Source organism: Catenulispora pinistramenti, assembly GCF_018274385.1.
Taxonomy (GTDB): domain Bacteria; phylum Actinomycetota; class Actinomycetes; order Streptomycetales; family Catenulisporaceae; genus Catenulispora; species Catenulispora pinistramenti.
Genome location: NZ_JAAFYZ010000118.1, coordinates 1 through 12392, shown reverse-complemented (window position 1 = coordinate 12392; position 12392 = coordinate 1). Strand labels below are relative to the sequence as shown.

Below are 12392 nucleotides of genomic sequence, written 5' to 3'. Positions count from 1 at the left end.
GTATCCGGTCGGACACGGATGCCGGAGGGAGCGACGATGGCCCTGCTCGGACGCGACATCGAACGCCGAAGGCTCTCAACGCTCGTGGAATCGGTGCGTGATGGCCACAGCGCCGCCCTGGTTATCCGCGGCGAGGCGGGAATCGGGAAGTCGGCGCTGCTGGAGCATCTGGTGAGCTTGGCGCAGGACCTGCGGCTTATCCGCCTCACGGCCGTGGAGTCGGAAGGGGAACTGCCCTACGCGGGCTTGCAACAGTTGAGCGCACCCATCCTGCATCTGCGCGGCCGGCTTCCGGCCCCACAGCGCGAAGCGCTCGGCGTGGCGTTCGGGCTGGAGAACGGCACCGTACCGGACCGCTTCCTGGTCGGACTCGCCACGCTGAACCTGCTGTCCGAAGCCGGGCGGGAGCGGCCGGTGCTATTCGTGGTCGACGACGCGCAGTGGCTCGATCGGGAGTCGGCGCTGGTGCTGGCCTTCGTGGCCCGCAGACTGCTGATGGAGTCGGCCCTGCTGGTGTTCGCGTCCCGCGAGGCGGACACCACCTTCGCAGGGCTCCCGGAGCTGACCGTCGAGGGCTTGGCCGACACCGACGCCCGAGACCTGATCGCACAGGCCGTGCACGGGCCCCTGGACCCGCGGGTGCGCGACCTCGTCGTCGCGGAGGCCCGAGGCAACCCGCTCGCCCTGCTGGAACTTCCGCGCCGGCTCACCGCGGTGGAACTCGCGGGCGGATACAGCTTCCTGGAACTGTCGGGGACACCGGGAGCCATGGAGGAGGGCTTTCGCCGTCAGGTGGCGACCCTGCCGACTGCCACACAGCTGCTGCTGCTCACCGCGGCCGCCGACTCCCTCGGATCGCCGGTGGCGCTCTGGCGGGCGGCCAAGCGTCTCGGCATCGGCCAGGAGGCGGTCACCGCCGCCCGGGACGCCGGGCTCCTGGAGATCGGCACTCGCGTCGTCTTCCGCCACCCGCTGGTGCGCTCGGCGGTCTATCGGGCCGCCTCCGTCGAGGACCGCCGGCGCGCGCATGCTGTGCTGGCCGAGCTCATCGACCCGGCGCGGGAACCCGAGCGTCGCGCCTGGCACCGGGCACAGGCGGCGCCGGGAACCGACGAGGTGATCGCCGGAGAGCTCGAACAGGCGGCAGGCCGGGCCCGGGCCCGAGGCGGCGCCGCAGCCGCGGCGGCCTTTCTGGAGCGTGCCGCCGCCTTGACGTCCGATCCGGCCACGCGCGCCGTGCGGGAGTTGGACGCCGCCGAGGCGAAACTGGAAGCCGGCGGGATCGACGCGGCGGAATCGCTGGTCGCCGTGGCCGAAACCGAGCTGACCGAGCCACGGCAACAGGCGCGTGCGCTGATCCTGCGCGGACACGTGGCGTTCGCCCGCAGCTTCGGCCGTGCGGCGCCGCCTCTGCTGCTCGACGCGGCACTCCTGCTCGAACCGATCGACGGCCTCGCGGCGCGCGAGACCTACCTCGAAGCGCTCTGCGCGGCCCTGCTGGCCGGGCGGGAAGCCGATCGCGGCAGCGTACTGGAGGTGGCGCGCGCGGCATTTCAGTCCGCGTGCCGAGCCCCGGTCTCCGAGCGGCCGGCCGATCTGCTGCTGGCCGGCCTCGTGACGTTCGTGACGCAGGGCGCCGCGGCGGGAGCCGAACCCCTCAGACTGGCACTCGACGCCTTCCACGACGAAGCGGTGCCGGCCGAGGCGAAACTCCGCTGGCTCTGGCCGGTCGGCCACGCCGCCGGCCTGCTCTGGGACCTCGGCGGTTGGGATCATTCCTCGGCGCTGCATCTGAGCCTGGCTCGCGAGGCGGGGCTGCTCGCCGTCATGCCGGTCGCTCTGAACACCCGTGCCGGCTTCCACCTGTTCACCGGCGAGCTGTCCGCCGCGGCCGCTCTGGCCGAGGAGGAGGCCATGGTCGCAGACCTCACGGGCGGGCGTATCGCGCCCTACGGCGCGCTCGGGACGGCCGCGTACGCCGGCCGGGAGGCCGAGGCAGCCAGGCTCATCGCTACCGGACGGCAGGACGCCGTGCAGCGGGGCGAGGGGGTGGGTACCACCTTCATCGACTGGGCCGCGGCGCTGCTGCTCAACGGACTCGGCCGCTATGAGGAGGCTCGGGAGGCCGCGCGCCGGGCCGCCGACGACATTCCGGCGCAGCGCTTCGGCAATTGGGCGTTGAGCGAGCTGGTCGAGGCCGCGATGCGGTCGGATCGCCCGAAGGAGGCCTCGGCCGCGATGGAGCGGCTGGCGCAGGCCACCGCCGTCGGCAGCAGCGACTGGGCACTGGGGATCGCGGCCCGGTCCAGGGCCCTGCTGAGTTCGGGCCGCGTGGCCGAGGAACTCTATATCGAGGCGATCACCCGCTTCGGCGCCACCCGGCTGCGTCCGGACCTCGCCCGCGCACATCTGCTGTTCGGTGAATGGCTGCGCAGGCAGAATCGCCTCACCGAGGCGCGGGAACACCTTCGCCAAGCCCATGTGGAGCTCGCCGGGATGGGGATGGACGGGTACGCGCAGCGCGCCCGCGCCGAACTGGCGGCGTCAGGCGAGCGGACCAGGGCGGATACACCGCGGGCGCCGGCGGACCTGACGTCCCAGGAGCTGCGGATCGCCCGGCTGGTGGCCGAGGGCGCCACGAACCCTCAGATCGCCTCACGGCTGTTCATCAGCACGAGAACGGTCGAATACCACCTGCACAAGGTGTTCCGGAAACTGGGTATCAGCTCTCGAACCCGGTTGGCGAAGCACATCTTCGACATGGAGCCGGAGACTGCTGATTCCACTTCCGATCCGATGGCCGCAAGCCGGTGGCGGTGATCGCGTGTGCCGACACGAGAACGCGCCCTTAAGGACGCTCTCGGAATTGGTCTGAACGAGTGGTGCCAACACTTGGCCAGCACCGGCCAGATTCCCTCTGCCGCGACGCAAGCGGACGATTCGAGCGGCCAATGGGCCTGTTCTCAATAGGACTGCGCCAGAACATCTCAACCCCCTGGCTTGTCTCTACCGCCCATCCTCCAAATAGTGGCCCGTGCTGCCATCCCTAAGCCCATCGAGCGCCGCCGCAATCCGCCGCCGCACATACGGTCGCAGCAGCGTCGCTGCCTCGTCCGGCCGGCACCACTGGTACGCCCGCAGCTCACCGTCTCCAAGTCTCAGTCCCGCTTGCTGCTCGTCGGAAAGCACGCCGCCATCAAAGACGAACACCAGCGTGTCGTCCCACGGTCCGTGCGGTGCCACCCAGTCAACGCACAGCAGAGCACCCGGCTCAATGTCGAGGCCCAGTTCTTCCTTCACCTCACGACGGGCTGCGGCCCGGGGCGGCTCGTTGGCTTCGGCCATCCCGCCCGGCACGTCCCAGTCCGGCTTGTACGTCGGGTCAACCAGCAGGATGCGCCCTTGGCCGTCGTGCAAGAGCACATCCGCCGCTACCCGCTTGCGGGCTTGTTTGGCGTTGCCTTCAGCCAAGTAGGCGTTCCAAGCTTCAGGGCCGGTTGGGTCCACCATGGGTGTCGGGCTCACTTTCGCGGTCAGTCACGTCTTGGGCCCAGGTGTACCACCAGGCGCGCTCCTGCAACGTCGCGCCCAGCCGACCAGCAAACTCCCGGGTTGCCTTGGCGCCCACCGGCTCCAGACGCTGTTGCAAGATGGCCAGCTGCCGTAGCACGCGTACCGAACTCAGGCCTTCCGTCCGGTCCAGGATCTCAGACCCCACCGCGCAGGCTTCGTCGTACCGCCCTCTTGCCACATGAATGTCGGCCAGCGTGGGGGTCATCTCTCGATAACGCAGAGGGACACCTCCGCCGGGTCATGCCTGACGATTTGACGCTCGCGACTCTTTTGGAGCCTTGTGTAGCCGCCCACTTGTGTCGACAAACGACCGGGCGGACACCAAAGCCCTGACTAGAGGTCACGGTTGCCCTATAATCCGCCTATGCGTATCAAAAAAATCACGGTACAGGGCTGGAAGAGCTTTGCGGATATTGAATTTGAGCTGGCTCATATCAATGTCATTGTAGGTCGAAACAGTAGCGGCAAGTCTGCCCTGTTGCGGGCGGCACAGTTCCTCCAACCTGGAGGCCCACCTGTTCCCATTGGAGATATTCGCCTCGGAGCGGATGAAGCGCAGGTTCAGTTTGTTCTTCAGAACTATGACGTGCGCCGTTACTCGGCCAAGCTGGCAAATAACACCGTTGAGCTTGAGGGGCCTGACGGAAGTAGGATTTTGCCCGAGATCAGCGTTGAAGCGAAACTGCCGAGACCGGAAGGAAATAGTTCGTCGGCGGCCTGTTCCAGCACGCTGCCGGCTTCGGCCGGGTCCGCGACGGCTGCCCGCACCCGTACGTCATTCGAGGATGGATATGTGGCAGCTGCGAGGGTCGTCAGCGACGGGGATGCCGACAGGGCCGAACCGGCCTGCGATCGTCCCTTCGGCCGCACCCCGATCGGCGGCGGCGAAGCGCCGTGCGGTCACAGCGTCGTCAACGTAAACGCGCGGGGCCAGAATTTGTTGATCTGCGATTTCTCATCGCAAGAAGCTTATATTGCGCGACCTCGACACCGCGGTTCCGTACGGCCTTCAGCGGCCGGATTCACACGAACTACTTGACGTTTCCGCCGCCCTGTCTATGCTGCGATCATGGGCTGCTACCTCAAACTGATAGGCATAGCATCCAGCGTGATTGGAAATTCCATCCCTAGGCGTCAGTAGCAGCTACTAGTCGAGCGACCGGAGGATTGATAGATGAATGGCACAGTGAAGAAAGCCACCAGGCTGGCCGCGGCAGCCGCGGCGAGTGCAGCCCTGATCGCGGCCGGGCAATCGCCCGCGCACGCGAGCACGACAACCGGTGGCGTCCGCCCTGCGGGCTCGGTGGTCAACTACTGCGGAAACGAGGTGGACGTCCATGAATACAGTGGCATCAACATATGTCTCACCTACTCGCAAACCTTGAACGTATGCAACGTGGACTACATCGTCAACGGCAGCAACTGGGTGGATTTCTATTGGGGCCTCGGGCTTCCAGCAACTAATTATGTTCCCGGCACGGGGCCTAACTCCTGGTGGGCCGGCGGCGAGCCGTGGTGCATCGGTGAAGTCGATATCAACACCTGACAGAAAAAGTCTTCATCCATCGCGGAAGACAAGAGCCTGACGCTCAACGGTAACGACTGGGCGAAGCTTTGATCCGGCCGGTCGGACTCACGTGTGGCGTCGAATCATATGTATTGCGGCGCATTGATCTCGACGGGGTCTAAGGGCCGTTTGTGTTGCTGAACGTGGCGAAGCTCCCGTATGACGGAGGGTCCTTCCACAGACCTTCGCAGCGGGAGTTTCGTCGTTCAGTGAGTCTGCGGCCTCCACGGTGGCCGTGGACGGCGAGGTGGTGAGTGGCGCGACCGATGCCGAGGGCGACCAGATTCACCCGCTCGCGGCGGTCGACGCGGACGGCCTGGTCCTGGCGCGGGTCGATGTGGCCGCGAAGACCAAAGAGGTCACCGGGTTCGCGCTGTTGCTGGACCGGGTCGACATCGCCGGGGCGACGATCGTCGCCGATGCCCTGCGTACCCAGCGCGGGCACGCCGTCTACCCGGATGGACGCCAGGCCGACTCCGTGTTCTGGGCCAAGGGTGCCAGGACCTGCGCCCGGCACGCGCAGGTCTGGAGTCAGACGCTCATCGCCGAGGGTCCACGCGCAGCACGCCGCTCACCGCGTCGAGCACGGCGTGCGCGCCGAGCGGCACGGTCGACTGCGTCGGCCCGTGGCCGAAGGGCAGGCCGGTGACGACGGGCACGCCGAGGCCGCCGAGCCGGTCGGCCAGGATGGCGTCGATCTCCTCGGCCGGTCCGCATGCCTCCCAGGAGCCGCAGGCGATTGCGCGCGCGCCGGCGAACCAGCCGCTGCGGACGAGTTGGGTGAGCATCCGGTCGATCCGGTAGGGCCCCTCCTTGACGTCCTCGAGCAGTACGACGGCGCCCGCGGCCGAGCCGGACTCGCGGGCCCCGGCGAGCGAGCAGATCAGGCTCAGTGTGCCGCCGAGGGTGGTGCCCTCACCCCGGCCGGGGACGACGCACCGTCCGCCCGACAGCTCGACGGGTTCCTCCGGGGAGAACAAGGCGCCCGCGAAGCTGCGGACGGTCACCGGGCACGGATCCGGCGCGCCGAGGATCGGCCCCGCGACGACCGGGCCGTAGTGCGTGCGCACGCCGAGGCGCAGTGCGAAGGCCCGGTGTAGGGCGGTGACGTCGCTGGAACCCACGAACGGCTTGGCCCGCGTCGGCCGGCCCCCGGCGGCCCGCGCCATGCGGTCCCAGTCGAGCAAGTCCAGCATGCGTACGGAACCGTATCCGCCATGCGCGCAGAGTACGGCGTGGATGTCCGGATCGGTCCAGGCCTCCTCGAGATCGGCGGCCCGTTGCCGGTCCTCGGCGGCCAGGTATCCGCTCACCGGTCCGAGCAGGTGTCGTCCGAGAACAGGTTCGAGATCGAGCCCGCGCAGCAGGGCGCAGCCGTGTTCGAGGCGTTCGGGACGGACCGGTCCGGCGGGTGCGATCACGGCCACCCTGGCCCCGCGCGGGACCGGCGCCGGAACGGCTGATGAGGTTTCGAAGAGCACTGTTGAAGTCTATGAGGCGATGATGAATGGTCAAGCGATGGTAAAGTCCGAAGAACCCGTACCGTGATTGTGGTGTCGGGTGCGGCGGCTCGAATCCTGCGTATTGTCGAGTCGATCTCCAGTACCATCGCGCCCGGATTCGCGGACGTCGGCTCGCTCTTGGCGCAGGTCGGTCCGCGCGGAGAAAGCGTACTATCGTGATAGTAGTCGCAGGGTCTTTCACGGCGTCGACGAGATCGATCATCGCAAATGGAGCGCGCTGGTCCCCGTGTACTTTTCGAGACGCACGGGTGGTTTTCCGCCAACGAATCGACTCTGACCGGTGAGCCGTCGGTGATGGTCGGACTCGAAGGCGCGCGACCGCGGTTTGCGGTCGCCTGGTAGGCCACGGACACCACGGATCCCTCGCCGTGCTGCAATATCAATGCGCTGCTGGAGCGCTTCGCGGACGAGCCGTGATCGGACGAGTCACGTGCGCCGAGCTGGGCCCTGAACTGGGTCAGCGTGGGCCTGCACGGTCTGATGTCGGTCGTTCCGGGAGTGGCCTTCGACATGCCGAGGCGCATCAGTCACATCGAGGCGGCCGCCGCGAACGACCGCCCTGGCTATGAGCGCGTGGTCCTTGCGCCGCCTGGTCCTTCGTACGAGCACCGTCTCGCGAGCCTGAGTTCCCGCAAGCGATGGGGTGTGCGGCGGGATCGCAGGCGGTTCGCCGGGAGCGGGCGCACGATCTCGTTTTCGGCGGGACCGGCGGCGATGGGCGAGGAAATCGTAAGGCTCCAGGGCCACGACAAGAGAAAATACGGCTAGGATTACAGCGACGCGAAGGCCGGAACGCGTTTCACGCAGTTGCTCGGCTTCGCCGGCGAGGACGGCTTGGTCGTCCGCGGCTGCGACGGGGAGAGCCGCACCGGCTTTGCGCTGTTCTTTCGTATGGGCGTCAGTCTGCGCGCGCTGTGCGCGGGATTCGAAGAATTCGAGGACAGGCTGAGCTCGTGCTTCGAATGTCTTTACCATGCGCCCATCGAATGGGCCTGTGCACAGGGCATTGATGAGATCGATTACGAAATCGGTTCGGTGACGGCCAAAGCGGAGCGCGGTCGCGCCATTTTCCCGGTCTCCACCTGGTGGCAGCCGGGGGCGACGGCGGGCGGCCGCACGCACTGAACGTCGGTCCATCCAGCGGTGGCACCCATGGCGGCCGTCGCCGGCTTCCGCACGAGAGAAGGTGTATCCAAGTGCTGAGTTCCTATCCTGATATGCGACCGATCGTCTCCGGCGGGCGCCGCGCGCCCGCCGACGGTCGCGGGGTGTACGAGCAGTTCGCCGCCGCGGCGCGACGGCATGCCGCCGGGATCGCCGTCGTCCACGGCGACGCGGCGGTGACCTACGCCGGGCTGTTGGACCGGGTCGACGAGCTGCGCCTGCGCTTCGTGTCGTCGGAGGTTCCGCAGGACTCGGCGGTCGTCGTCCAGGGCGGCCGCGGCATCGGGTATGTCGTCGCCGTGCTCGCGACCCTGGCACACGGCTGCCACTTCGTGCCGGTCGCGGAGACGGAGCCGGAGGCGCGGGTGGCGCAGATCGTTCAGCGCGTCGACGCGGCGGCCCGTGTGGTGCTGTCGGCCTCGGGCGAGCCCGCCGTCACCGGTGTGGAGCGGTTCGCCGGAACGCGGCGCGCGGGACTGGCTTACATCATGCACACCTCCGGCAGTACCGGTGCGCCCAAGGGCGCCGCGGTGCCGATGGCGGCGCTGACCAACCTGCTGGACTGGTACGGCGAGCAGCTGTCGGTCACCCCCGACGCGCGCATCGCACAGCTCTCCCGCCCCTCGTTCGACTTCTCCATCCCCGAGATCTTCCTGCCCTTGGTACGCGGCGCCCGGATGGTCGTTCCGCTGCGGCCGATCGCCGGCGGTCTGATCCCGGTCACGGAGTACCTGATCGAGCAGGAGGTGACGGTTCTCCAGTTGGTGCCCACGCTGCTGCGTCCGTTCGTCAGCTTGCTGGAGGCGGTCGCCCCGATGGCCGACCGGCTGCGCTCCCTGTCGACGATCGTGTGCAACGGCGAGTCGCTGCCCGACGGGCTCCGACGGGACGTGGCGCGGGTCCTGCCCGCCACAGTGCTGGTCAACTCGTACGGGCCGACCGAGACGTGCGTCGCGGTCACCTGGCACCGCTGTTCGCAGCAGCCTGACCCGCTGCCTAACCTCATCGGCACCGCGATGCCGAACGTCGACCTGTACGTGCTGTCCGACGAGCTCGAGCCGGTCCCGGCCGGGCAGGTCGGCGAACTGTGGATCGGCGGCGTCCAGGTCGGCCGCGGGTACGTCGGTGACGATGCGGAGACGCGGCACCGGTTCCTGGTCCCGGACGCGGAAGGAGCGACGCCTGGTGCGGAGCGGCTGTACCGCACCGGGGACATGGTGCGGGTGCTCGCCGATGGCGGCCTGGAATACATCGGCCGAGGCGATCGGCAGGTACAGCTGCGCGGCGTCCGGGTCGAACTCGGCGAGATCGAGGCAGCGATCAGAGAAGCCGGCCGGTGCGAGCAGGTCCGGGTGGTCGCAGTGCCGGGGTCCGGCGAAGGCACAGCCGACGCGCTGGAGTGTTTCGTGACTCCGGGCACGGTGGACGTCGCGGAGCTCGGAAGGCGGGTGCGCTCGCGTCTGCCGGAGGACCGGTGGATCCGTCGCCTGCGTGCTCTGCCCGCACTGCCGGCGAGTGCGAACGGCAAAACGGACGATGCCGCCCTGCTGGTGCTCGCACGGCGATCGGCGGATTCGCCGGGCCCGGACGGCCCGGGTGATCCGGAGTCGGGCAACGGCGCGCCGCACGCCACCGGCTCGCCCGTCAGCTCGCTGTATCGCGTCCCGTCGGCCCGCGGCGCAGCGGTCGGCGCCTCGCCGCGCACCTCCGCCGAGCAGGTGCTCCGCGAGGTCCTGGCCGGCGTGATCGGCCGGGTACCGGCTGCGGACGAACCGCTGCACGATCTGGGGCTCGACTCTCTCGGGCGCCTCGAAGTACAGGTGGCGGCGGCCGGCCGCGGCTTTCTGCTGTCGCCGGAGGTGGCGCTCGCCGGAGGGGTCACCCTCTCCGAGGCCGCTGCGGGGATGAGCCGCACGGCGCGATCCCCTGGGCCCGGTCCGGCGGCCGGTCCGGCGGCGGTCGGTCCCGCGGCTCTGCGCGAGGAGTTCGGCCGGCTGTTCGACGAGGCTTGTGACGGCGTCGACCTGCTCGTCGTCCAGAGTTCGCTGCCGGACTTCACGGGTGTGTCCGTGCACGATGTCCTCTCGATACTGCTCGCCGAGATCGCCCGGGTGTCACGGCGCGTCACCGTGGCCCTGCCCGCGTACACGCTGTCCTTCATCACCAGCGGGCAGGTGGACCTCACCAACGCCCCCTCTGAGTCGGGCGTGGCGGCCACTCACGTGGCGCGAGCTCTCGGCGGTCGGCGTACTCGGCACCCGGTGTACTCATTCGTCGTCGTGGGACCCGAGGCGCCGGCCGTGGCGGACGTCGACTGGGCCGAGCGTTCGACGTTCGGGGACGACTCGGTGTTTGGCTGGATCTCGGAGATGAACGCGAACTCCCTGATGCTGGCGACCGACGCCTACGCTCAGGTGCACCGATCCGAGTACCTGGCAGGGGTGCCGTACCACTCGTACACGTACGCGGAAGGGCGCGTCACCGATCATCTGGGCACGCGGGACACCGGAGCCCTTGTGTACGCCAGGGACATCCCGGACGGCGACGCGCAGTGCCTCGCGGTGAACACCGACGCGATCTTCGAGCTCGGACGGGAGGCGGTCAACGTATCCGATCTAGCGGTGTGCCGAGCGGCCGTGATCGGCACGCGGGCATACGCCACTGTCGCCGTGCCCGCACTCCAGGAGGAGCCTTACGCACTGATCAAGCCGGAGAACCTCGATCGGGTTAGGACGCTGGTCGAGGCGCGAGAGGCCGGGATCCGCCGATAGGCGGCGGCCCGGAACACGAGAGGGGGAGAAGATGAACGGGGAATACGAGCAGGGAACCGGCGCGTCGGGCAAGGCGCCGTACGCGATCGTCGACGCCTGTGTGTTCGGCCAGATCGAGGGCAATCCGGCGGCCGTCGTCCAGTTGGCGGAGGAAATGCCCACCGCGAGCCTGCTCCGGCTCGCCCGGGAGATGGACGAGCCGGTCACGGCGTTCGTGACCGACCGGGCCGCCGCCGGCGCTTACAACATCCGGTGGTTCACCCGGAACTGCGAACTGCGCATCTGCGGCCACGCGACGTTGGCGGCGAGCGAGTGGATGTTGACCCTGCTGGGCCCGGGCCGGTCCGTCGAGTGGCACTCCCGCGCGGGTGTGCTGACGGCCGACCGGGACGGCGACCGGGTGACGGTGACCTTTCCCGAGACCGTACTGCACCGTATGAAGCCGGAAGCTGCGGACAAGCTCGCCGCCACGCTGGGCCGGCGGCCGAAGGAGTGCCTGGTCGCCGACGCCGACTATCTCGCCGTGCTGGACACCCCCGAGGAGGTGATGAAGTTCGAGCCGGAGGCCGCCGCCATCGAGGACCTGGACTGCCGCGGCGTGATCATCACCGCGCGATACTCGACACCCGACGCGGCGAAGCAGGAAGAATACGACATCGTGTCCCGGTACTTCGCGCCGCGGATAGCGATACCCGAGGACGAGGTCTGCGTCTCAGCGCATTGCGCGCTGTACCCGTACTGGACCAAGAGGCTCGGACTGCGCAGGTTGCGGGCCTTCCAGGCCTCGCCCCGGGGCGGCGTGCTCGAACTCGTCTCGCACCACCGCGGCCGGGTGTCCGCCACCGCGTCGTGCCGGGTGAACTCGAGCGGCTTGTGGAATGTTGTGGGGACCGTCGTCGCGACGCAGCTCGCGGCCGTGGATCCAGGCTTGTCCGGGACCCTGATATAGGCCGATCCGGCTTCAGGAGAGCCGGCCGTCCGAAGCGGAGCCTTGAGGCGGATCCGACGACCCCAGGGTCGAGGCGCGGCCGGGAGCCTATCAGCAGAGCCTTGACGTGGCCGACGTCGGCTGCGAATGGTTTCGGCGCGAGCCGGAGATTCGAAGGTCCTGGTGGACGTCGTGCAGAGCACCCAGGGCGTCGAGGCGGCACCAGCAAGTCACCGTGCCTGCGCGCGCAGCTCCTCAACGAGGGTGAGGAACAGCGGGAGATTGGGGAAGTAGCCCACCGGCAGCCCGTACCGAGACTTGGGCCTGTCTACCTCGTAGAATTGGACGTTTTCCGTTTTTGACCAGCACCTCGCGGAATCTGGCTCCAGGGGAGGATGTCCTTGTTCTGCACGATGCCGTCCGCGCTTATCGTCAGGTAGCTGAACTTGAGCACCTCGCCACGGGCCAAGGCCGCGCGCGGGAACACCTCTGCCGCCCCGCCGCCTTCACGCTCACCAGGCCGCCTTCGAACTCATCAACCAGCGAGCCGGCGTCCTTGGCCTTCCACCATGCGCCCAGCTTGGTGTTGGGGAAGAAGAGGCCAGGCCGGCCCGCTGGGCAGCCGCTCCGGCTTGCGCGGTCTCGGCGGCGTACTGAGTGCCCGCTGAGGATTGCGACACTTCCGTGCTCCCTACTTGCGTATGGTCCGCGCCGCCGGAGGCGGCCTCGGCCACAAGCTAGTGCCGTGTCAGGCAACGTTTGCCTGGGAGTTCGCGCTTTGCTCGGGAGTCCGCGATGTGGTTCGCGATGTGGTTCGCGATGTGCCGGTCGGCGGGCGGGATTCGTTGGCGGGTGGAGTTTGGTGG

At 68.4% G+C, this 12392-nt stretch carries 9 protein-coding genes; 6 read left to right on the top strand and 3 right to left on the bottom strand.

Annotated elements, in window-relative coordinates; genetic code table 11:
- Positions 1-36 precede the first annotated feature (36 nt).
- Positions 37-2820, top strand: a complete 2784-nt coding sequence (locus KGQ19_RS28795) for a helix-turn-helix transcriptional regulator (RefSeq protein WP_212014567.1) — start codon at positions 37-39, stop codon at positions 2818-2820.
- A 186-nt stretch (positions 2821-3006) separates the two neighbouring features.
- Here KGQ19_RS28795 and KGQ19_RS28790 read toward each other — a convergent pair whose 3' ends face one another.
- Together KGQ19_RS28790 and KGQ19_RS28785 are read right to left on the bottom strand one after the other, a co-directional pair.
- Positions 3007-3510, bottom strand: a complete 504-nt coding sequence (locus tag KGQ19_RS28790; RefSeq protein ID WP_212014565.1) for an NUDIX domain-containing protein — start codon at positions 3508-3510, stop codon at positions 3007-3009.
- Complete coding sequence (locus KGQ19_RS28785) at positions 3488-3778, bottom strand: hypothetical protein (RefSeq protein ID WP_212014563.1); 291 nt, start codon at positions 3776-3778, stop codon at positions 3488-3490. Before KGQ19_RS28785 ends, KGQ19_RS28790 begins: the two co-directional genes overlap by 23 nt.
- A 159-nt stretch (positions 3779-3937) precedes the next feature.
- On the opposite strand from KGQ19_RS28785, the gene KGQ19_RS28780 reads away from it, so the two are divergent.
- Together KGQ19_RS28780 and KGQ19_RS28775 are read left to right on the top strand one after the other, a co-directional pair.
- Complete coding sequence (locus KGQ19_RS28780) at positions 3938-4612, top strand: AAA family ATPase (RefSeq protein ID WP_212014561.1); 675 nt, start codon at positions 3938-3940, stop codon at positions 4610-4612.
- A 135-nt stretch (positions 4613-4747) separates the two neighbouring features.
- A complete protein-coding gene (locus KGQ19_RS28775) occupies positions 4748-5119 on the top strand; it encodes a hypothetical protein (protein ID WP_212014559.1) in 372 nt (123 codons plus the stop codon).
- Between the two features lie 560 nt (positions 5120-5679).
- Here the strand turns inward: KGQ19_RS28775 and KGQ19_RS52115 are convergent.
- Positions 5680-6621 (bottom strand): S66 peptidase family protein, encoded by a 942-nt coding sequence (locus KGQ19_RS52115; RefSeq protein ID WP_212014557.1) that lies wholly within the window; start codon positions 6619-6621, stop codon positions 5680-5682.
- 849 nt (positions 6622-7470) lie between these two features.
- Here KGQ19_RS52115 and KGQ19_RS28765 point away from each other — a divergent pair.
- The 3 genes from KGQ19_RS28765 (at position 7471) to KGQ19_RS28755 (ending at position 11547) form a co-directional block, all read left to right on the top strand.
- Complete coding sequence (locus tag KGQ19_RS28765) at positions 7471-7788, top strand: hypothetical protein (RefSeq protein WP_212014555.1); 318 nt, start codon at positions 7471-7473, stop codon at positions 7786-7788.
- A 92-nt stretch (positions 7789-7880) separates the two neighbouring features.
- Complete coding sequence (locus KGQ19_RS28760) at positions 7881-10598, top strand: AMP-binding protein (RefSeq protein WP_212014553.1); 2718 nt, start codon at positions 7881-7883, stop codon at positions 10596-10598.
- A gap of 31 nt (positions 10599-10629) precedes the next feature.
- Positions 10630-11547: a PhzF family phenazine biosynthesis protein gene (locus KGQ19_RS28755; protein ID WP_212014551.1), complete on the top strand. Its 918-nt coding sequence runs from the start codon at positions 10630-10632 to the stop codon at positions 11545-11547.
- The last annotated feature ends 845 nt before the right edge of the window (positions 11548-12392 follow it).